Origin of the sequence: Spirosoma montaniterrae, assembly GCF_001988955.1 — a bacterium.
Lineage (GTDB): Bacteria > Bacteroidota > Bacteroidia > Cytophagales > Spirosomataceae > Spirosoma > Spirosoma montaniterrae.
The window spans coordinates 4,121,515-4,143,912 of the sequence record NZ_CP014263.1; the positions used below are offsets into that span (position 1 = coordinate 4,121,515).

Here is a 22,398-nt window from a genome sequence, read left to right on the forward strand (position 1 = left end):
TGCCTTAGAATTTAACGACTGTGGGTTGCTGTGCATCGTGGGGGTGTTTTTCACCGGCGTAAACGTGCAGGTTGGTGAACAACCGGCGACCCAGACGATTTTTGGGCAACATACCGCGCACGGCATGTTCGATGATCCGCTCCGGGTGCTTTTCGAGCAGCAGCCGGGGCGATGCGAAACGTTGACCACCGGGATAGCCCGTGTGCCGAACGTACACTTTGTCGGTCATCTTCGAGCCGGTCAGGCGCACCTTGTCGGCATTGATGACGATCACGTTATCCCCGCAATCAACGTGGGGCGTGAAGTTGGTTTTGTGCTTGCCGCGAATCAGGCGGGCAATCTGGCTGGCTAACCGGCCAAGTACTTCGCCTTGTGCGTCAACCACAACCCAATCCTTCTGCGCCGTTTCTTTGTTGGCAGAGATAGTTTTGTAACTGAGCGTATTCACTGTTATGGAGACTAATTGGTTGATTTCTACTGATTTATGCGTACAGAGAACGCACCCGTCCTCAAACGGGAGTGCAAATATAGGGGGTATCACGCTGAAAAACAAAGCAATGCCCCAAATTGTAAAAGCATTCAGACAAAGCCGGTTTCACACAAAAAAATGTTCATACCCTATGTAGGGTAGTTTTGTACAAAATTGTCTGTAAATCATTATAGACGACTTTGTACGAACCCTTCCCCATGAACCAACCGGCCAACGCTTCCGACGTACCCGTTCTGCTGCCGGCATCTGACCCAACGGTATCGTCGGTGCGTATGATTGACGACGAAGCCTTAGTGCGCCAACTGTTTCAGACCAATCCCGAGCAGGGCTGTAGCTGGCTGTTCAGGCGGTATCATGCCCCGCTCTGCAACCACGCTCTGCGGTTCGTTTATACAAGGGAAGTGGCCGAAGACATTGTGGGTGAGGTCTTTTGTAACTTCTGGACCGAACGGGCGTTCGAGCGTATAACGACCTCATACCGGGCATATCTGTTCAAAGCCGTGCGCAACCGGGCCTACAATTACCTGCGCTGGGAGTTTGCCCGCCGGGGCGACGAACTCGACACCGCCGGTTCGTTTCCCGATGGCGCGTCGGCTGCGCTGAAAGATACCGACCCGACTTCACCCGCCGACGCCCTCCAATTCGATGAACTCTATGCAACCATCAATCAAACCATTGCCGACCTGCCCCCGCAGTGTCGCCGGGTGTTTCTGATGAGCCGCTTCGAGCAGAAACCCTACCGCGACATTGCCGACGAACTGGGCATCAGTGTAAAAGCCGTCGAAGCTAACGTCAGCCGGGCACTCACCACCCTGCGCCGGGTACTTAAAAATGGATTTCTTGCCTTCCTCTTTTTCCTAAGTATGTATTGATGTAGGGTGAAACGGTGCTGGCTTGTCTCTGATAAGTAGGCCGCTTATCCCATTCATCCTTCTAATTATCACCCCATGACCCCCGCTAATCTGGAATACATCCTCTATGAGTTGTTTGCCGGTCGGGCAACGCCCCTTCAAAAGAAATTAATTGAAGGCTGGCTGCGCGAACCGGGCAACGAGGAGGTGTATTATTACTACGTTGCCAAATGGGAAACCGAACACCGGCAGTACGACCCCGACACACCCACGGCCTTGAGCGACTACGAAGCGTTCATAGCCGGGCGAAAACCGTTTGCCTACCAAAGCCAATCCGGCAATCAACAGCCCGTTGTTCGGCAGCTCAACAGCCGCTGGGTCTGGCGTATTGCGGCATCTATACTGCTCGTGGCCGGGCTGTGGCTGACCCGCGCAACCTGGGCCTATGAACGCTACAGCGTTCCGTTCGGACAAATGCGGGCCGTGCCTTTGAGGGATGGCAGCACCGTTACGCTCAACGCCCATTCAACGCTGCGGGTGCCGCGTTTTGCCGCTCTTCGGCGGATGCTGGGCCGTACTGATCGCGAAGTGTGGCTCGACGGTGAAGGTTTTTTTAGCATTGCCCGCACAACTGATAATCAGCGATTTGTAGTTCATACGTCGCGGCTGGACGTGCAGGTGCTGGGTACGAAGTTCAACGTCAGTACACGCCGGGGCAAAACCGAAGTGGTGTTGAACGAAGGTAAGGTTCAGCTTTTTACTCGTCCGGGAGGGCAGGAGAAACCGCGTTCGTTGCTGATGCAGCCGGGCGATCTGGCGAGCCTGACGCCCGGCGATACGCTCTTCCGTAAAACGACCGTGAAGCCCGAAGTCCGCACGGCCTGGCGCACGAATCGGCTCGTTTTCGATGAAACGCCCCTCAGTCAGGTGGCCCAGCAAATTGAAGATTACTACGGTATTCGGGTCGTTATCGGCAACCGCGAACTGGCCCGGCGCGAACTGACCGGCACCCTGCCCAATAATGATTTGAACGTAGTGCTGAAAACCCTCTCGGTATCGTATAACCTCGCCGTCGACCGGCAGGATGACCGAATTATTCTGCGGTGAAACGCCCTTTTAACCAACCTGTATGAACTACTATTATCGAACCGGACTTTGGTGCAGCGTATTGACATTGGTACTTTGCCAACAAATACCTGCACTGGCCCAGGAAACCGTTTCGACCCGACACCGGCTCGAAACGGCCCCTGGCAATAAACAGCGGCCCCTGCGCGACGCCCTGCTTGACCTTGAACGACGCTTTAAGGTGTACTTTACCTACGAAAGCCGCCTGATTCGTAGCAAAACCGTGCGGGCCGACCTCCAACCCGAAGCAACGCTCGACGCCAGTCTGCTACAGGTGTTGCAACCGCACGGTCTACGCTACGAACGCATTAGCCCCACGTACTACTCTATCGTAAACGAAAGTGCGAAAACACCTGCTCACCTCAACCGCAAAACCGCCGACATTGGCGTTGGACCGCTGTTAAATACCAGCGTTGTTCGCCCCACCGAATTGGGCCGGACAACCGATGCGCTGACCTTACCGGGGCGCATAGCCGATATGACGCAACAGACGGTTTCGGGTGTAGTGACAGATGAAAACAACGCGCCCATGGTGGGCGTAACAGTAGCCGAAAAAGGAACCACAAACGGTACCGTTACCGACAACCGGGGCCGCTACAGTCTGAGCGTTCGCGACGAGCGGGCTACGCTGGTGTTTTCGTTTATCGGGTATGCAGCCCGCGAAGTAGTTGTTGGTAATCAGACGGTTATTAATCCGAAACTTGCCCCCGACACCAAAGCTCTTAACGAAGTGGTCGTGGTGGGCTACGGCACCCAACGCCGGGCCAGTGTAACGGGCGCGGTCGATCAGGTGGGGCAGGAGGCTATTCAGGGGCGGCCCGTCATCAACGTATCGCAGGCATTGCAGGGTATTTCGCCGAACCTCGTGGTGCAGCAAAATTCTGCCGAACCGGGGGCACCACTCAACATCAACATTCGGGGAATCAGCACATTAGGCAACAACAGCCCGCTCATCATTATCGACGGTATTCCCGGTTCGCTCGACGTGCTGAACCCGTCGGACATTGAAACGATTTCGGTGCTGAAAGATGCCGGGTCAGCCGCTATTTACGGGTCGCGGTCGGCCAACGGGGTGATTTTGGTGACGACCAAGAAAGGCTCGAAAACGGGCCGCACCAATGTCAGCTACAACGGCAGCTACGGCGTTCAGACGCCCGCGCTGCTGCGTCGGCCCGTGGAGTCGTGGGAATATGCCGTGCTGAAAAACGAAGCGTTGGTCAATTCCGGCCTGCCCGCGCCCTTCACACCCGACCAGATTGCCCAGTTCAACCGGCAGGGGTCTTACGGCTGGTACTTAGACGAGATTCTGAAGCAACAGGCTCCGCAGCAGAACCACAACCTGAGCGTGTCGGGTGGCAATGCGCAAACTACGTACCACATTTCGGCGGGTTATCTGAACCAGAACAGCCAGTTTAAAGGCCCTGATTTTGGTTTGAAACGCTACAACTACCGCCTGAATCTGACCCACCAGACCGGTCCCGTTCGGCTGACGAGCATTCTGGCCTACTCGCGAACGCAGATCAAAGAACACGCCTTCGACACGGGCTTCATTGTGGCCGATGCCGCCCGGATGCCCCGCACCTACCCCATCACCGACTCGCTGGGCCGCTACGTGCTGTCGCCGATTTTGTCGGAAAGCAACCCGCTGGCCCTGCTCGAAAAAGGCGGTACGCGGCAATACGACAACGATAACGTGTATGGCAACGTATCGGCAGAATGGGAAGTAGTGAAAGGCTTTAAACTGCGTGGGCTGTTCGGGGGCGAACTGAACGCCAACCACCAGTATCAGTTTCAGCGGGCCATCAACTACCTGCCCTACGTGGGCGGCACGGCCAACACGGCCAGCATCAAAGACGAAAACCAGAAGTCGCTGTTTACAAACCTGCAACTGATGGCGCAGTACGACACGCAGGTGAAACAACACGCCATCAGTGCCTTGCTCGGCTTCTCGAACGAAGGCTACACCAGCCAGTTCAACCGGGTCGAAAAACGCGACGTCGACAACGATCTTGGCACCGACCTGTCGCGCACGGTGGTGCTGCCCAGCACGGTAAATACCAACGCCAACACGGATTTCCGCACGGGTCAAAACGCGCTGTCGAGCGTATTCGGGCGGGTGAATTACTCATTTGCCGACCGCTACATTGCTGAATTTAACTTCCGTTACGATGGTTCGTCGCGCTTTGCGGCTGGCAACCGGTGGGGCTTTTTTCCGTCGGTGGCAGCAGCGTGGCGGCTGACCGAAGAGAGCTTCGCACGCGGCCTGCGCGACCGTTTCGGCGACTGGAAACTGCGGGCGTCGTTTGGGGTGCTGGGCAATCAGAACGTGGGCGATTTTCAGTACCAAAGCACTTATTTCGCTGTGCCAAACGTGTATGCCTTCAACAACGCGCCAGTGGCTGGCACGGGCATCAGCCTGGCAAACCCCAACATTACCTGGGAACGGGCGCAGACGTTTAACCTCGGTTTAGACGCGGCTGTGCTGCGAAACCGGCTGACGTTCTCGCTCGATTACTTCGACAAGCTGACCCGCGACATTCTTATCAACCCCTCGGTGCCGGGCCTGTTTGGCGGCAATCAGGGCACCATCAACGGCGCGTTTCCCAATGCCGTGCCCGACTTCAACGCGGCTCAGGTACGCAATCAGGGTTGGGAAGTGTCGGCTACGTACCGGCAAACCGTTGGGCAGGCCCGCCACAGCCTGACGCTGAACGTGGCCGACAGCCGCAACCGCGTGGTTCGGCTCGATGGGCAGACCAACATCAACCAGATTGGCGAGTTGGCAATCATTTTGAAAGAGGGGTTGCCGGTGCGGTCGTATTTTGGGTATCAGACCGATGGCTACTTTCAGAACCTCGAACAGTTGCAGACCGGGCCATTTCCGTCGTTCGTGAATCAGGCCGATTTGCGACCGGGCGACATCCGTTACAAAGACCAGAACGGCGATGGCATCATCAACGAAAACGACCGGGTGGTGCTGGGCAATCCGTTTCCGCGCTACACCTTCGGGGCCACCTACAACGTGACCTGGAAAGGCTTCGACCTCAACCTGTTTGTGCAGGGCGTTGGTCGGCGGGCCATGTTTTTGCGGGGCGAAGCGTTCCAGCCCTTCCACGGTCCCTACGTCGATGCCATTTTCAAGCACCAGACCGATTACTGGACACCCGTAAGCCCCAACGCGGCTTACCCGCGCCTGACTATCGGTTCGGCCTCGAACAATAACTACGGCGTTGGCTCTAATTTTTTCCTGCAAAACGCAGCATATGCCCGGCTGAAAAACGTGCAGTTCGGCTATACGCTGCCGGGTACGCTGACCCGCAAAATCGGCCTGAGTCGCGCCCGCATCTATTACACCGGACAGAACCTCGTGACGCTGACCCGGATGCAGGTGGGTATCGACCCTGAATCGTCGGAGTTTAACAGCAACCTCGGCTATGCCGATGGCAAAGCCAACAGCGGTCGCATTTACCCGAATCCCATGTTCAACGGACTTGGCCTGGATTTAACATTTTAAACCCCACCCCAACCCCTCCCCAGAAGGGAGGGGCCAAAACCATCCGGAGGCAAAGCCCCTCCCTTCTGGGGAGGGGTTGGGGTGGGGTAACTGACAAACGAACCATGAAACGAACCTACACATACATAGCCCTGCTAACTGGCGCGTTGTGGCTGGGGGGCTGCAAAGACCTCGACCTGGCTCCGGCTAACCGCTTCACCGAGGCCAATTACTGGACTTCTGCCGACCGGGCGTTGAGCGTTCTCAACACGGCCTATGCGGGCCTGTTCAAGAGCGACTATTTTTTCTATAACGAGGCCCTGTCCGACAACGCCTTCAATCAGTTGGGCGATGCCGCCGGAGCCAACTCCATCGGGCGCGGCAGCTACAACGCGGCCCTGCCCCGGCTCAAAGACGAGTGGGATTTCCACTACGCGGGTATCAAAACGGTGCATATCCTGCAAGCCAACATCGACCGCGTACCGAACCTCGACCCGACTCTAAAAGCCCGGATTCTGGCCGAAGCGCGGGTTATTCGGGCGCATCACTATTTTCAGTTGATGACGTGGTTTGGCGACGTGCCGCTTCTCAAAGAAGATGTCTCGATTGAGCAATCGCGGTCGCTGACCCGGACGCCCCGCGCCGAAGTGCTGGCTTTTGTGCTGAGCGAATTAGATGCCGCAGCCGCAGCCTTGCCGACCAACGTACAGTACGCAGCCGCCGACAACGGGCGCATCACCAAAGGCGCGGCCCTTGCCCTGAAAGCGCGGGTGCTGCTCTACGAAAATCGCTGGCAGGAAGTAGCCACCACCTGCGAACAGCTCATCAACAACACCACCAATGGTACATACGGCCTGTTTCCGTCGTATAGCGGGTTATTTTTGCCGCAGAACGAAAACAGTCAGGAGTCGATTCTGGCGATGCAGTTTGCGCCAAACCTCGTGACCTGGAGCAACTTCCGCGACTTTGTGCCACTCACCATTGGCGACCGGGTGAACAACCTCGCGCCCACACAGGAATTGGTCAACGATTACCTGACCATCAACGGGCGCACCATTACGGAGGCCGGTTCGGGATTCGTAGAAGCCGATCAATACAACAACCGCGACCCGCGTCTGACCGCCACCATCGTGTATGACGCGTATCAGTGGACCAAACCTGACGGAACCACGAGTACCATCTTTATCCGGCCCGGCAGCACGCCCGTGGGGCAGGATGCCCGTAACGAATTCGGCAAACAGAACGCATCAACCACCGGCTACTACGTTCGGAAATACTACGACCCAACGTCGAACGCCAATTTTCAGTCAGGGCTGAACCTGATGCTGATTCGCTACGCCGACGTGCTGCTGATGTATGCCGAAGCCAAAAACGAACTGAATCAGTTGGATGCGGGCGTCTGGAACACCACCATCGGTGCACTGCGTCGGCGGGCGGGCTTCACCGATGCCAACGCGCTGAACTTCCCGGCGGGGGCCAATCAGGTTGCGCTGCGGGCAGTTGTCCGGCGCGAACGGCGGTCGGAACTGGCGATGGAAGGGCTGCGGATTTTCGACATTCGGCGGTGGCGCATCGCCGAAACGGTATTGAACGGCTTTGCGCGCGGAGCCAAATTTGGCGATCCCACCGTCGACAACGGCTACGCCCGCGTTGACCGGCGCAGCTTCGACCCGGCTAAAAACTACCTCTGGCCCATTCCGCAACTCGAACGCGATCTCAACACTAACTTGGCCCAAAATCCGGGCTGGTGATTTTCAGTAAACAGATAAACCGACAAACAACAGTCATGAAACGCATACTTACCTTTCTCCTTTTAGTTGGTGGCCTGGCGGGGCTGCTGACGCAGTGTACCGAGCCGGGCCGCGACCTCGACGTTACAATCAGCGACGTTGGTAACTTCTTCAGCCCCGACGACAACCGATTCGTGAAACTCCAGCCCGCTACGCCCGCTGCGGTGGTGTTCGAGTGGGGGCAGGCCCGCGCGCAGGATGGTACGCTGGTACTCTACGAAGTGGCTTTCGATAAAGAAACCGGCGATTTCTCGAAACCCATTTATAAAATTACGTCCGACAACAACGGCGTGTTGAACAAAGCCACTATCGCCCACCGCGACCTCAACCGAGTGGCAGCTTTGGCAGGCATCGGATCGCTGGGAACGGGCAAGCTGAAATGGACGGTGCTGGCGTCACGGGGCGTCAACGTGAAGCAGGCTGGTGCGTCGCGGATGTTGCAGGTTGAACGGCCAGCCGGTTTTGCCGATATTCCCGCCGATATTTTTCTGACCGGCGATGCCACCGAAGCCGGGGCCGATCTGGCGAAAGCCATTAAACTACGGGCCGTCCGTCCGGGCGAGTTCGAGGTTTACACCTCGCTCAAAGCGGGTACGTACCGCTTCGTCGACCGCACCACCGGCACACCAAAAGCGTTCTACATAGACGGCGTCAACATCAAGGAAAACGGCACGACAACCGTTACGGGGCCCTCGAAGGTGTACAAAGTAACGCTCGACTTCAACAACGCAGCCGCCCGCCTGACCGAAGTAAAATCGCTGGGGTTATGGTACAGCAACGACAACGCCGTGCGGTTTCCGCTCACCTACACGGGCAACGGCACCTGGACGCTGACCAACACCAAAATCGACTTTCCGGCAGTGCCCTGGGGCAAAGAGGAACGCTATAAATTTCGGCTTACCGTGGTAGGCGCCGATGGTAAAGACGCGTATGAGTGGTATGGTAGCAGCAACTCCGACAACTCCCGCGCCGATGCCAACAGCCCGGCAAGTTATTTTTATCTGTTCCCCATCGCTGAAAGTCAGTGGGATTACTCGTACAAATTCAACGGGGCCGTTGACGGCAAGAACGTTGATCTGCTGGTGTCACTGACTCCCACGGCGCAATATTTTCACCGGGTAACGATTAAGTAGTGAAAAATGTATAATGAAAAATGTGCAATGATGAGGTGATGGTGGCTATCTGATTGATTTCCGGCACTTTCATTATACGTTATACATTTTTCATTGTACACTTTGCATTATTCATTTACGTAGGTTGGTAGTGTATGAAACGTCCGGCACCGATTCGGGCGTTTCTTTTTCGTAACCGTCGCTCAACAATGATTCGTACCATGCTTTCCGCTTTCCTGATTATCTGCACGTTATCCAACTGCAAAGACCCGTCGGTTGGGCAGGGTGCCCTGCCGCCCACGCCCGCTTACGTGTTCGGGTGGGCAAACATTGCCGACAGCAGTACCGCCGTACTGAACACCGCTTTCTGGAACGCGGGCAGTCGCTATTACAACACCGACAATCGGGGCGATACGCAGTTTCAGTACTGGCCGCAGGCCCACGCGCTGGACGTACTTGTTGACGCCTACCAGCGCACCAGCGACGCCCGCTACGTGGCACTAATGAACGACTGGTTTGTGGGCGTAAACCGCGCCAATGGCAACACGTTTCTGAACGAATATTACGACGACATGGCCTGGAACGCGCTGGCGATGCTGCGGGCCTACGACGCCACGAAAGACCAGAAATGGCTCGATGCCACCCTGCGCGTCTGGGACGACATAAAAACCGGCTGGAACACCAGTCAGGGCGGGGGCATTGCCTGGCGGAAAGGACAACGCGATTACAAAAACACGCCGTCCAACGGCCCATCGGCCATATTGGCAATCCGGCTGTACCAACGCCTGAAACGCCCCGACGACCTTGCCTGGGCCAACCGCATTTACGACTGGCTGAAACGAACGCTCGTAGACGAACAAACCGGACTGGTGTACGACGGTATCAACCGAACCGGCAACGGGCAGATTGACCTGAACTGGAAATTCACCTACTGCCAGGGCGTCTGGATTGGGGCGGGGCTGGAACTCTACCGCCAAACCGGCAACGCCGTGTACCTGAACGACGCCCTGAAAACCGCCAACAACGCCCTCAGCGATCCGGGCCTGACCACGGGCGGGCTAATGCGCGACGAAGGTGAAGGCGATGGCGGTCTGTTCAAAGGAATTCTGGTGCGCTACCTGACGCTGCTCGCCCTCGAACCCGACGCACCGCAAACCACCCGGAGCCGCTACGTTAGCTACCTGAAATTCAACGCCGAAACGCTCTGGCGCAACGGTACTACCCGCCCGGCCCTGCTCTTCGGCCCGAACTGGAACGCCCGCGTCGGCAACCGTACCGAACTCAAAACCCAACTCAGCGGAGCCATGCTGATGGAGGCAATGGCCCTGCTCAAAAGCCGAAATGCGCTGTGATAAATGAGTTAAACGCAGAGGTGCAGAGAATAACGCAGAGGACGCAAAGATTTCTCTGTTTTCTCTGCGTCATTCTCTGCACCTCTGCGTTTCATCTCTCCTGTCAGCACAAACTATTCACCGAACTGCCTGCCACTGAAACGGGCATTGCGTTTCAGAATGAAGTGCACGATACCGACTCGCTCAATATTCTGACCTACCCGTATTTCTACAACGGCGGTGGCGTGGCCCTCGCCGATTTCGACCGCGACGGGCTGACCGATATTTTTTTTACGGCGAACCGGCGGGGTGGCAACCGGCTATACCGCAACCGGGGCAATTTTCGCTTTACCGACGAGACAGCGCGGGCGGGCGTTTCGGGCATGGCACACTGGACTACCGGCGCGACCGTGACCGACCTAAATGCCGATGGCTGGCCCGACCTGTACGTTTGCGCCGTGAACCTGTCGGGCTTGCCGCCGTCGCGCAATCAACTGTTTATCAACCAGAAAAACGGCACCTTTCGCGACGAAGCAGGCCGCTACGGACTTGATTTTCAAGGCCATTCAACGCAGGCCGTTTTCTTTGATTACGACCACGACAACGACCTCGACTGTTTTCTGCTGAACCACACCATCGACCTGCGCGACGACTACCGCGATGCCTCGGCCCGGCTTACGCCCGATGCACAGTCGGGCAGCAAACTGTTTGAAAATCAGAATGGTCGGTTCGTTGACGTAACTGAGCGGGCGGGGCTGTATCCGGGTGCTTCCTACGGCTTAGGCGTGGCTGTGGGCGACCTCAACAACGACGGTTGGGACGACATCTACGTTGGCAACGATTTTCGCGAGAATGATTATTGTTATATAGCGAACCCCACCCCAACCCCTCCCCAGAAGGGAGGGGCTTTGCCGCCGGATGATTTTGGCCCCTCCCTTCTGGGGAGGGGTTGGGGTGGGGTCACGTTCGCCGAGCAGGGCCGCACCTTGTTTGCCCATCACAGCCGGTTTTCGATGGGCTGCACCATCGGCGATTATAACAACGACGGGCGCAACGACATCGTCACGCTCGATATGCTGCCCGCCGACGAACGGGTATTGAAAGCTTCATTAGGCGACGACGAGGTGGACACCTACACCTACAAACAAAGCTTCGGCTTCCACGACCAACTTTCGCGCAATACCGTTCAGACCAACCTCGGCAACGGCCTGTTCAGCGACCGTGCGCTGCTGTTGGGCGTGGCCGCTACCGACTGGAGTTGGGCACCGCTGCTGGCCGATTTCACCAACGATGGCCGCGCCGATCTGCTGATTACCAACGGCATCCAACACCGAACCAACGACCTCGATTTCATTAAATTCATTGGCGATAATCATCGAACGACACAAGTAGCCAATCGGCAGCGGCTGACGGAGTTAATTGCCCAAATGCCGGAGGGCCGCGTGGCCGACTGTTTCTTTGAAAACACTGGCAACCGCTTCACTGACCGCTCTGCCAATGCGGGTTTCGACCGGCCCACGCTCAGCAACGGAGCCGCCTACGCCGACCTCGACAACGATGGCGACCTCGACATTGTTATCAACCGCGTGAACGAACCGGCAGGCATCTACCGCAACGACGCACCCAAACGCAACTACCTGCAAATCAATCTACAAGGTCTGGTAGGCAATTCGATGGGTGTCGGTACGCGGGTCGACGTTTGGAGCCGGGGGCAGTGCCGTAGCGTACATCAGATGCCGACGCGCGGGTTTCTGTCGTCGGTGTGGCCGGTGCTGCACATTGGTTTAGACACGGCGACCGTGGCCGACAGTGTGGTGGTGCGCTGGCCGGATGGCAACCGGCAAATAGTGCAAAACGTGAAAGCCAATCAGCGCATCGACATTCTCTTTGCTGAACAACCGCGTCAAAGCAAAGTCATTTCAGCAAGGCCATATCCTGGAGCTATGGCATTACGGGCGGATACGCTCTGGCAGCACCGCGAAAATATGTTCAACGACTTCGCCGTGAACCCGTTCATCCCACACAAAGTCTCGACGCAAGGCCCCCGACTGGCCGTGGGCGACGTGAACGGCGACGATTTAGACGACTTTTACGTTTGCGGAGCCAAACAGCAACCCGGTGCCTTGTTCGTGCAATCGCCAACGGGCGGATTTCGCCAAACCAATCAGGCCGAATTTCTGGCCGATGCGATTCATGAAGACGTTGACGCGCTGTTTTTCGATGCCGACGCCGACCGCGACCTTGACCTGTATGTGGTCAGTGGCGGTAATGAAGCGTTCGGCACCGACAGCGCACTGGCCGACCGGCTTTACCGCAACGACGGGTGTGGTAACTTTCAGAAAGACAATAACTTACCACCTATGTACGAAAACAAAAGCTGCGTTCGGGCCACCGATTTTAACCGCGACGGTGTGCCGGATTTGTTTGTGGGCGGGCGCGTAAATGCCCGGCAGTACGGTGCCATGCCAACGTCGGTGTTATTGACGAGAGCAAGGAGTAAGGTAAAGGGGTTTACGGTGAATGCGTTGAATCTGGGGATGGTGACAGACGCGCAATGGACCGACCTGAACGCCGACGGCTGGCCCGATCTGGTGGTGGTGGGCCATTGGATGCCCGTTACAGTGCTGATGAACGAACGCGGGCAGCTCGGTCAGCCAACGCCCCTCGCCAACAGCAGCGGCCTTTGGAACTGTCTCGTACCACTCGACGCCGACCACGATGGTGACACCGATTTTCTGGCGGGCAACTGGGGTCTGAACAGCAAACTCAACGCCCTGCCCCTGCGGCTCTATCTGGCCGACCCCGACCAGAACGGCGAAACCGACGCCCTGCTGACCGTTACGCGCAACGGTCGCAATTACCCATTTCTGGGCAAAGACAAACTTGAAAGCCGGTTGCCGTACCTGAAAAAGAAGTACTTGTACTACCGCGAACAGGCGGGCCTGACCGCATCCGAACTATTCGGCAGTACCTTGACCAACGCCCGACAACTGAGCGTAGAAATGCTGATGTCGTGCCTGTTGCGGAATAAAAACGGTAGGCTCGTGGCCGAGCCGCTGCCCAACGCGCTGCAAACCGCGCCCATTTTTTGTTTTGCCCCACTCGAAAAGGGATTGATGCTGGCGGGCGGCAACTTCTACGACGTGCTACCTTACGAGGGCCGTTACGATGCCCTGCCTCCTACCCTGTTTTCGCCCCAAACCGGCCTTGTTCGGAATTATCTGCCCCTGAGCGGTCAACTGCGCGATGCCAAACGTATTCGGCTTGCCAACGGTCAGTATGCCCTGTTGCTGGCGTTCAACAACGGCCCGTTGCGGTTGGTGCAGGAGAAACTCATTTTCCCGCAGGTAGTAACCGAATCACGAAGTTTTTGAGTGGATTCTTTTTGATGACTTTCACTAACTGACCATTTTCGTAGGTGTATTCATCTGCGCGACCATCACGCCGGGCAGCAAGGTAGCTGCCTTTGGGTGTGCGGCTAATCGCGGAAAAATCACCGAAATACTCGGCATAGGCCCGCTTGTGGTGGGTTGGTTCGGTGAAATAGAGGTCTGTGATTGTATAATCGATCAGGGCGCGTTCGGTGGTTGTCAGGTCGTGTTTGTACTGCTGCGCGACGATGTCGTAATGATCGCCTTTCCACTCCGTGCGCGACACATAATCGCCCCGGTTAGTATGCGTTTCTACCGTTGACCGCATCAACTGACCCTGCCGAACCAGATTATCGACTTTGTAATAAATTTTCAGCTTGTAGATCAGAAAGTTAACCTTTACGTCGCTGATGAGCGTGTAAAACCATTGACCATCAGGCTGTATTTTCCGGGTGGCGGTCAGAGTGCCGACCTGCGCCCCCGCTACCTCAATGGCGTACCGGCGCGTTTCGGCAGTTTCTTTTTGTGCATACGTTACGGATGGGCAAATAGTTAGCAAAAGTAGAAGACACGCAACTACGAGATGGTTAATCGTCACAATGAAACGTTTTCTGCAAAGCTACAAACTCTGCGCTACTTCCGTATTCCCGGCGTTTAAACCCCTCTCACATGCACGCCATCGTTCCCCAGAATAATCGGCATAGGGTCGAGAACGCGGCTACTGGGGTCGGCGGTTTCCAAGTTCAGCACCCCGCGCGGGCAAACCGACGAGCATACGCCACAACCCACACACGACGACCGCACGATGTCCTGACCGCGCTGCGCGTACCAGCGCACGTCGATACCCATTTCGCAGTAGGCCGAGCAGTTGCCACACGAAATGCACTGCCCGCCGTTGGTAGTAATCCGAAAGCGCGACTTAAACCGCTGAACCAAACCGAGATAAGCCGCCAGCGGGCACCCAAACCGGCACCAGACGCGGTTGCCCAAAAGCGGGTAGAAGCCCGTACCGACTACGCCCGAAAACAACCCGCCAATCCAGAATCCGTAGGTTGAGCGCAAACTATACGAGTCTAAGAAACCAAGTAAACTCGACTGCCCGGTTGCGTAGGTGTACACCACGGCCAGCGTCATCACTACGGCAAACACCAGTACACTATGCACCACTACGCGTTCTATTTTCCAGGCAACCAGACGTTTGTCAGACAGTTGGCGGTAGGGGTCGCCGAGGGTTTCGGCCAGGCCACCGCAGCCGCATACCCACGAGCAGTACCAGCGTTTGCCGTAAAAATAGGTCAGCACCGGCACACCGATGAGCCACAGGGCCGTACCCCAGACAAGCAGAAAAATCCCGAACGTACCGGCCTTGATTTTTTCGTCGATGCGGTAATCGAAGTAGAACGAATAATCGAGCGGCCAGATGTTTTTCAGGTCGATGGCGGGTTGGTGCAAAAAGGCCAGCAGTTCGGGAATCAGAAACGCGAAGCATGTCTGGAAAAACATGACCGACACTGTGCGGAGTTGCTGGTAGCGGTTGTGCCGGTATTTGATGAGCATCCGGACGCCCATCACCAGAATAGCAGCCGTGTATAAGGTGCCGTACACGAACCACTGACTGGCCGGTTGGCCGTTGAGGGCACGGCTGAGCGGGTCGAACAGAATAAGCCAGTTGGTCAGGTATTCGGGGAAGAAATACAGCAGCACGTAAAAGCCAATCAGAAACGTACCGACGATGATGCCAATCCAGCCGCCGTTCGTAGCTGGGTTTTTAAAAATGCCGTTGTTACGTACTGTCGGCACGGCCCGATTTAGCTCTTTTTTACGGTTGGGAAGAATATAAAGCAACGCCCCCACGATGCCCAGCAATACGCTCAGCGCAAAAAACCAGCCGCTGTTTGCCGGGAAAAAGCCAGTGCTGGCGGCCCGTGCAATCGAAAACGCGTAGTTGTCGCCGATGACCTTGTCCCACTCCTTCCGCTGCCGGTAGCCTTCGTTCAGTTGATTGATGCGGGCTTTCAAATCGCTCACAAACCCAAACGAGTACGGGTACGTTTTGCCCTGCATGTCGGCGGTGGCCTGCCGCAGCAGGTCGAGGTGTTCCTTTTTGACGGTCTGCGTCAGCACGGCGTCGGTTAGTCGGTACTGACTCAGCGTGAGTGTACCGACAAACGCGAGGAGGCCAACAATAAAGAGCGCGAGGCCGATGCGTTGAATAGGTTGCATAGGAGTTGTGGGTTGGGCTACGCAAACAACCGCGCCAGCCAGTTTCGTGAACGGTCTAACCGGAGTGTGTTATCGCTTTCGGCGACTACGAAATCGGCGAACTCCGGGTTAAAATTGGCTTCGCGGAGCCGGGCCAGTACATAACTCAGCGGCTGTTTGTCGCGAATCCAGCGGTCGACTACGGCGTGGCGCAGCCGCAGACCGAAACCGTGCAGGCCAACAACACGCTGCCCATCGGCTAAGTAATTAATCCGCAAACATTGTTCGCCGTTGGTGGCTTCCCAATACAGTGTTTGCTCACCCTCAGCCAGTTGGGCGTTTACGGTGCCGTAGGTCTGGTATTCAATATCGAAGAATTTGGCTGAGTTGAAAAAGACGCCCGGCTGGTAAGCGGTTCGCTTTCCGCAGAGAGTCTGGGCCAGCGTTTCGCCGTGCATCCGACCTGTGTACCAGATTTGCTCATTGGCTTTGCGCGGGGCACCGTCGCTGCCAAACACCGGCTCCCGAAACTCGTTGCAGTCGCCCACGGCGTACACGTTGGGAATGTTGGTCTCGAAAAATTCATTGACTAAAACGCCCCGCTTCACGTCGATGCCCGCTCCATCCAGCAACGAAACGTTCGGCGTTACGCCAATCGCCAACCCCACAAATTGACACGGCATCTCCCGCCCATCGGTCGTCACAATAGCCCGAACGCGACCCTGACTGTCGGGCAAAATCTCGCGGAGTTCGGTCTGCAACTGCAAATCGACACCGTGCCGACGCAGGTGCCGCCCAATTAACTCGCCCTCCTCAGCGGGTAGCACCGACGACCAGTAGGTTCGTTCGCGCACGAGCATCGTAACGGAAATATGCCGCGAGTGCAGCATTTCGGCCATTTCAACACCAATCAGGCCACCGCCCACCACTACGGCGTGGCTGATTCCCTGCGTATTGCGCTCCATCGCGTCGAGGTCGGGAAGACCATATAAACCCTGAACACCAGTCAGATACTGACCCGGCCAGCCGAAAAACGACGGTTTAGAGCCGGTAGCAATCACCAACTGATCGTAGCCCAGAAACGAGCCGTCGTCTAACCGAAGTTGTTTAGCATCGGTCTCTACAGCTTCGACCCGCGCCCGCTTTAAATCAATACGGTTTTTAGCCCAGAACCAGTCCTCGTAGGGCTTGGTGTGTTCGTATTTCAGGTGGCCCATGTAGATATACATCAGGGCCGTTCGCGAGAAAAAATGGTCTGACTCCGCCGAAATTACCGTAATGCGGTGGTCGGGGCTTTGCTGCCGAACGTGCCGGGCGGTGGTGATGCCAGCAATGCCGTTTCCGATGATGACGAGGTGCGACACACTACTGTTCGTTCAGGTTCCAGTTGTAATCCAGAAACGAAATCTTCGTGCTGGGGCTAATCTTGGTGTTTGCGTATTTATTCACCCACTTCACCACCGACTGCCCGTTGTCGTTCCAGTCGCCTTTGTACCAGTCGAAATACTTGGACAGTTGGGCGGCATCTTTACCGATTTTGTTTTTGCTCGCATTATTCAGAAAATCGCTGCCCTGATCGTCTAACTGCTTATCGAGTTTGTCGGCGGTAAAGGCTTCGTTGCGAAGGCGTGGGCAGGAGATAGACGCACACACGAGGGCGAAGTGAATGCGCGGGTCGTCGAATTTTTTCCGCAACGTGCCATGTTCGATGTTATCGAGGCTGATGGTCTCGTTGCCGATTTTGATGAATTTTTTAGCCCAGGGCGTTGTCACGAACGGAATTTTGATGCTGGAGCCGATGTCTTTGATACTTTTGAGCGGATAATGGTCCAGAATGAGCCGAATCGTGTAGGCGTTATACGCGTTGATCCAGTACGCCATCTGCTCGTTTTTGGGCCACGACGCCGTTGGCGGGTTCTTACTCAGCATATCCAAATACTGGTTAAACGCCTTCTCGTCTTTCTTAAAGCCCTTATAATCAACGAGTCCTTTGGCATCGACGTGTTTTCTCAGCAGTTGGTCGTAGGCTCCGTGATCGACTGGCGCGGCTGCTGGTTCGCGAAACGCCGTTAATGCGCTGAACAACAGCACAATCAATGGTAGCGTAATGATGGTCTTCGTTTTCATAATCGATTTTATGTTCACCTTTACTTACGACAAACAAACATAGATGGTTTTGCGGGTATCTTTTGTCGCGTAACCGACAAAACCCAACGGCTTGTTTCGTCGTAGGTACTTAACCCCACCCCCGTCCCCTCCCCGTTAGGGAGGGGTGAAGCTTGTGAAGCTTCGCGCTCCTCACCCCTCCCTAACGGGGAGGGGACGGGGGTGGGGTTGCTTTCTAAAGTTATGCTTACAGCCGCTAACCTGCTCGTTTCATTATCCCTGCTTGCTATGCCCGACAGCGTACCGAAGCGATTTAGTTTGCTGCCTTTGCCGCTTATTTACTACACGCCGGAAACCCGGCTGGCCTACGGCATTGCCGCTACGGCTACCTTCCGGTGTCGGCGCGATTCGCTCGACAGCCGCCCGTCGCAAGTTACGCTGGGCATTGCTCACACCCAGAACAATCAACTGCTGTTTTACCTGCCGTTTCAGGTTTTTTACGACCACGACCGCTACTACATCAACGGTGAAGCGGGCTACTACCGATACAATTATTTTTTCTACGGGGCCGGTCAGCGTGAAGTACCCGAAGAGCTGTACGGCGTCAATTTTCCGCGTATCCGGGTCAATGCATTCCGGCGGGTTGCGCCCCGGCTCAAGCAGGGTAAACTCTACGCCGGGCTGCGCTATCAGTACGAAGATTATCACGTTACCGATGTTAACCCCGACGGGCTGCTGGCTACCGGCACCGTGCCGGGCGGGTTGGGCAGTCGCCTGAGCGGGGGCGGGCTGGGCCTATTTTTCGATAGCCGCGACCGGGTCTTTTTCCCAACCAAAGGCATGATTGCCGACCTCACGTTTCTGTACCGCAACCGCGCCGTTGGTACAGGCCGCAACGCCACTGCCGAACCGCTGGCATTCGACCGCTACGTGGCCGACGTGTCGTCGTATCACGAGCTGGGGCGGTGGGCGGTGCTGGCCATCAACTACTTTGCAAGTTTTACCAGCGGCACGTCGCCTTTCAACGCCATGTCGTTGCTGGGCAGCGGTCGTCGGTTGCGTGGGTATTATGAAGGTCGGTTTCGCGATCAGAACGCGGCCCTCCTGCAAACCGAAGTGCGGTTCGACCTCTACAAACGCTTCGGCGCGGTGGTGTTTGGTGCCGTGGGCATTCTGGGCGATAGTCGGCAGTTGCTGCGGCCCAACGATCCCAAAGGAGCCTACGGAGCCGGCTTGCGGTTCACCATCAACCGGCGCGACCATGTAAATATCCGGCTCGATTACGGATTAGGCAATCAATCGAGCGGCCTGTATTTGACCATCGGCGAAGCTTTTTAAAGGATGAAACTCAGTATAATTATTCCTACCCAGAACGAAAGCGGCCACATTGGTCAGGTCGTTCGGGATTTACGGCAGCACGGCGGCAATCGGCTGACCGACATTCTGGTCATTGACGCCAACAGCACCGACAACACCGCCGACGAAGCCCGCTGCGCCGGAGCTACCGTAGTCGTAACCAACCAAACCGGGCGGGCGGCTCAGATGAACCTCGGTGCCAAACACGCTACTGGCAACGTGCTGTACTTTGTTCATGCCGACGTGGGCATCAACCCCGATTTTGTAGCCGACATCGAACAGGCACTACAAGCCGGTTATGAAGCAGGCTGTTACCGGTTCCGGTTCGATTCGGCGCACCCAATGCTACGGGTCAACAGTTACGGCACCCGGTTTTCGGGGCTGATGAGCCGGGGGGGCGACCAAACGCTGTTTATCACCCGCTCGCTGTTCGACCGGCTGAATGGCTTTGATGAACACTACGTCATTATGGAAGACTTCGATATCATCCGGCGCATTCGACAGGTGACGCGGTTTGCCATTATCCCGAAAGACGTACTCGTGTCGGCCCGGAAATACGAAACCAACAGTTGGCTACGGGTGCAACTCGCCAATCTGACGGCTTTTTTGCTGTTTTTTCTGCGCGTGGCTCCTACGCGTATCGCCCGCACCTACAAAGCTATGCTCAACTACCGCTGATGCCAACCGTTTTGCTTACCGGCGCGACTGGCTTTCTGGGTAGCCACCTCCTCGGCGAACTGCGTCGGCGCAATTACCATGTCCGGGCGTTGGTCCGAACAGCGACTACGCACCTGCCCGCCGATGCACGTACAGCACTCATCACGGGCGACATGACCGACCCTGTAGCCGTAAAGCAGGCAATGGACGGCTGCGACGCCGTGATTCACGCGGCTGCGCTGGCACAGGCAAACCCCGCCCGCAACCCGGCCCTCTGGACTGCAAACCTCACCGGCACCGAAACGCTGCTCGAAGCCGCCCGGCACGTTCCACTCACGCGCTTTGTGTACGTCGGCACGGCCAATTCATTTGGTTTCGGTACCCGCGACCAACCCGGCGACGAAACCCGCCCTTACGTGGGACACCGCTACGGGTCTGATTACATGGACAGCAAACGGGCAGCCATGGAGCGCGTTGAACAGGCCGTTCGCCACTGGAACCTGCCCGCCGTGCTGGTGCATCCAACCTTTATGCTCGGCCCGCATGACCGCAAGCCGACGTCGGGGCAGATGCTGCTCGAACTCCACCGGGGTCGGGTTATTGGCTATCCGGCAGGTGGCAAAAATTACGTACACGTGCAGGATGTGGCCGTAGCTACCGTCAACGCGCTGACGCAGGGGCGCATGGGCGAATCGTATATTCTGGGCAATCAGAACCTGAGTTATCAGGAAGCCTTCGCGCTTATGGCCCGCACCATGGAGGTTCCGCCCCCGCGCTGGCCCATTCCGCCCGTGCTGGCCCAGCTATACGGTCGCGGTTGCGACGCGTGGACACGTCTGAGCGGTCGGCCCGCGCTGGTAAACGCGGCTATGGTAGCTGTGGCGAACGACGGTCATTATTTTTCGTCGCAAAAGGCGATTCGGGAACTGGGTTTGCCCCAAACGCCCATTGAGCAGGCTGTTGCCGAGGCTTATCAATGGTTTAAACAGAACGGTTATGTTGACAAACGAACTTGACACCCGGACGCAACCGACGCGCCAAAAAACTCTTTCTAATGGCCCGTTTGCGGGAAAGATCGCCATCGTAACCGGTTCTGAATCGGGCATTGGCCGGGAAACGGCGCGGGCGTTGTGCCGGGCCGGGGCATCGGTCGTGCTAAATGGCCGGTCGAAAGAGCGGCTGGCCCAAACCGTGGCCGACCTGACCCGCGAGGGCTACAGCGTGGCCGGGTGCGTAGCCGACGTGACCGTTTTTGCCGACTGCGAACGACTCGTGCAAACCGCGCTCAACACCTTCGGGCGCATCGACATCCTGATTACCAACGCCAGTATTTCGATGCGGGCGTACTTCGCCGACATGCAGCCCGACGTGTTTCAGCGCGTACTCGACAGCAACGTGTATGGCACGGTCTATCCGCTCAAAGCCGCTCTGCCACACCTGATTGATACGGCGGGCAGCGTTACGTTTATCTCCTCGATTTCGGCCCTGAACGGAATGCCAAGCGGGTCGGCTTACTGCGCCGGGAAAGCCGCCGTAGCAAACCTCGCCCACACGCTCCGGCTCGAACTGGCCGACACCGGGCTGCACATCGGCGTGGTGCATATTGGCTTCACACAAAACGACCCCGATAAGCGCGTACTCGACGCCGACGGTCGGCCCGTGCCGATAGCGCATCGGCCACCCCGGCTCCAAAAAACGCAGGCGCAGGTGGCCGATATTATTCTCAAACACGTTCGCCAACGACGCAGACGTACCATTGTTTCGGGCTTAGGCAAACTGAACGCCTTCCTGAACACCATTGCCCCCCGGCTGGCCGACTGGATTGTGCTGACCACCCTCCGACGCTGGCGGAACCTCTACGAGTAAGCGGCTAACGTTTTACAGCGCAGTTAGTGGATTGACGACCTTGAGACCAGTGATATGCGTGAAATCCCCAACGTTATTCGTGTACAGGGCGAAACCATTCAACAAAGCCGTTGCCGCAATGATTGAATCACCAGTAGACATCTTTTTGGTCTGGCGTAGCGCAATGGCCTGATCGATAACAAGGCGGGTGATTGGAATTATTTTCGCCACGCGGAATACGCCTTCCAGATACACCTTGTCATCGGCTGTCAGACGTTGGTAGCCCAGTGTTTCCAACTTTGTTATGATTGAAACGCAGGAGTCGATCTCTAAAATGAGTGGTCGTAGATAAGCATAGTCTACTTTAGCTGCATAAATGACCAAATTAGAATCCAGTATTTTCATCATTCATCCCGAAATGGCAACTTACGATCCTGGCGCGACTCTTGAAGATGTTCCAGCATAGCATCCAAATCCATGTTTGGGCTTCCACGGAGAACAGCATTCCGCGCTTGTACTGCATCCTCATCCGTCAGGTTATTTACCGTTCGCAGCTCAATAGCGATCAACTGGAGGTCAGCTAAGTCTTCCAGAAGGCGGATAGCTTTTGGATTTAATATCTCCACAGAATACGTCTCCATAAACAATGCGATTTTAAATCGTTTGTTT

The 22,398-nt window shown here is 56.4% G+C and carries 18 protein-coding genes; 11 read left to right on the plus strand and 7 right to left on the minus strand.

The annotated features are described in order from the left end of the window. Positions 1-4: 4 nt before the first annotated feature. Positions 5-448, minus strand: a complete 444-nt coding sequence (gene rplM / locus AWR27_RS17810; protein ID WP_077132446.1) for a 50S ribosomal protein L13 — start codon at positions 446-448, stop codon at positions 5-7. Positions 449-669: 221 nt separating this feature from the next. Between rplM and AWR27_RS17815 the strand changes: the two genes are divergently transcribed. The 7 genes from AWR27_RS17815 (at position 670) to AWR27_RS17845 (ending at position 13,566) form a co-directional block, all read left to right on the plus strand. Continuing rightward, complete coding sequence (locus tag AWR27_RS17815) at positions 670-1,362, plus strand: RNA polymerase sigma-70 factor (RefSeq protein ID WP_232325865.1); 693 nt, start codon at positions 670-672, stop codon at positions 1,360-1,362. Between the two features lie 75 nt (positions 1,363-1,437). Beyond that, positions 1,438-2,448: a FecR family protein gene (locus tag AWR27_RS17820; RefSeq protein ID WP_077132447.1), complete on the plus strand. Its 1,011-nt coding sequence runs from the start codon at positions 1,438-1,440 to the stop codon at positions 2,446-2,448. A gap of 22 nt (positions 2,449-2,470) precedes the next feature. Next, positions 2,471-5,980, plus strand: a complete 3,510-nt coding sequence (locus tag AWR27_RS17825) for a SusC/RagA family TonB-linked outer membrane protein (protein ID WP_077132448.1) — start codon at positions 2,471-2,473, stop codon at positions 5,978-5,980. A gap of 104 nt (positions 5,981-6,084) precedes the next feature. After that, positions 6,085-7,710 carry a RagB/SusD family nutrient uptake outer membrane protein gene (locus AWR27_RS17830; RefSeq protein WP_077132449.1) on the plus strand — a complete coding sequence of 542 codons (1,626 nt, stop codon included), beginning with the start codon at positions 6,085-6,087 and terminating at the stop codon, positions 7,708-7,710. A 35-nt stretch (positions 7,711-7,745) separates the two neighbouring features. Next, entirely contained in the window at positions 7,746-8,882 is a 1,137-nt protein-coding gene (locus tag AWR27_RS17835) for a SusE domain-containing protein (RefSeq protein WP_077134057.1), read from the plus strand. A 200-nt stretch (positions 8,883-9,082) separates the two neighbouring features. Further along, the gene (locus AWR27_RS17840; protein WP_083733022.1) at positions 9,083-10,213 is read left to right on the plus strand and encodes a glycoside hydrolase family 76 protein; all 1,131 of its coding nucleotides are present in this window, start codon (positions 9,083-9,085) and stop codon (positions 10,211-10,213) included. Between the two features lie 164 nt (positions 10,214-10,377). Further along, a complete protein-coding gene (locus AWR27_RS17845) occupies positions 10,378-13,566 on the plus strand; it encodes a VCBS repeat-containing protein (RefSeq protein WP_157579259.1) in 3,189 nt (1,062 codons plus the stop codon). On the opposite strand, the gene AWR27_RS17850 is transcribed toward AWR27_RS17845, so the two are convergent. The 4 genes from AWR27_RS17850 to AWR27_RS17865 all read right to left on the minus strand — a co-directional run bounded on the left by AWR27_RS17850 (position 13,526) and on the right by AWR27_RS17865 (position 17,892). Next, positions 13,526-14,122 (minus strand): DUF6134 family protein, encoded by a 597-nt coding sequence (locus AWR27_RS17850; protein ID WP_157579260.1) that lies wholly within the window; start codon positions 14,120-14,122, stop codon positions 13,526-13,528. The two genes, AWR27_RS17845 and AWR27_RS17850, sit on opposite strands and share 41 nt — an antisense overlap. 95 nt (positions 14,123-14,217) lie before the next feature. Further along, positions 14,218-15,786 (minus strand): 4Fe-4S binding protein, encoded by a 1,569-nt coding sequence (locus tag AWR27_RS17855; protein WP_077132453.1) that lies wholly within the window; start codon positions 15,784-15,786, stop codon positions 14,218-14,220. Between the two features lie 17 nt (positions 15,787-15,803). Continuing rightward, the gene (locus AWR27_RS17860; protein ID WP_077132454.1) at positions 15,804-17,129 is read right to left on the minus strand and encodes an NAD(P)/FAD-dependent oxidoreductase; all 1,326 of its coding nucleotides are present in this window, start codon (positions 17,127-17,129) and stop codon (positions 15,804-15,806) included. Position 17,130: 1 nt separating this feature from the next. Continuing rightward, complete coding sequence (locus tag AWR27_RS17865) at positions 17,131-17,892, minus strand: DUF547 domain-containing protein (RefSeq protein ID WP_077134058.1); 762 nt, start codon at positions 17,890-17,892, stop codon at positions 17,131-17,133. A 222-nt stretch (positions 17,893-18,114) separates the two neighbouring features. Between AWR27_RS17865 and AWR27_RS17870 the strand changes: the two genes are divergently transcribed. The 4 genes from AWR27_RS17870 to AWR27_RS17885 are packed head-to-tail and all read left to right on the plus strand — an operon-like array spanning position 18,115 to position 21,750. Then, entirely contained in the window at positions 18,115-19,209 is a 1,095-nt protein-coding gene (locus tag AWR27_RS17870) for a BamA/TamA family outer membrane protein (RefSeq protein ID WP_077132455.1), read from the plus strand. Between the two features lie 3 nt (positions 19,210-19,212). Then, a complete protein-coding gene (locus tag AWR27_RS17875; RefSeq protein ID WP_077132456.1) occupies positions 19,213-19,905 on the plus strand; it encodes a TIGR04283 family arsenosugar biosynthesis glycosyltransferase in 693 nt (230 codons plus the stop codon). Next, complete coding sequence (locus tag AWR27_RS17880; RefSeq protein WP_077132457.1) at positions 19,905-20,900, plus strand: NAD-dependent epimerase/dehydratase family protein; 996 nt, start codon at positions 19,905-19,907, stop codon at positions 20,898-20,900. Before AWR27_RS17875 ends, AWR27_RS17880 begins: the two co-directional genes overlap by 1 nt. Continuing rightward, entirely contained in the window at positions 20,881-21,750 is an 870-nt protein-coding gene (locus AWR27_RS17885; protein ID WP_083732897.1) for an SDR family oxidoreductase, read from the plus strand. The genes AWR27_RS17880 and AWR27_RS17885 overlap by 20 nt, the downstream gene beginning before the upstream one ends. A gap of 12 nt (positions 21,751-21,762) precedes the next feature. Here AWR27_RS17885 and AWR27_RS17890 read toward each other — a convergent pair whose 3' ends face one another. Further along, positions 21,763-22,137 carry a type II toxin-antitoxin system VapC family toxin gene (locus AWR27_RS17890; RefSeq protein ID WP_083732898.1) on the minus strand — a complete coding sequence of 125 codons (375 nt, stop codon included), beginning with the start codon at positions 22,135-22,137 and terminating at the stop codon, positions 21,763-21,765. Beyond that, entirely contained in the window at positions 22,134-22,370 is a 237-nt protein-coding gene (locus tag AWR27_RS17895) for a hypothetical protein (protein WP_077132458.1), read from the minus strand. The genes AWR27_RS17890 and AWR27_RS17895 overlap by 4 nt, the downstream gene beginning before the upstream one ends. Positions 22,371-22,398 lie beyond the last annotated feature (28 nt).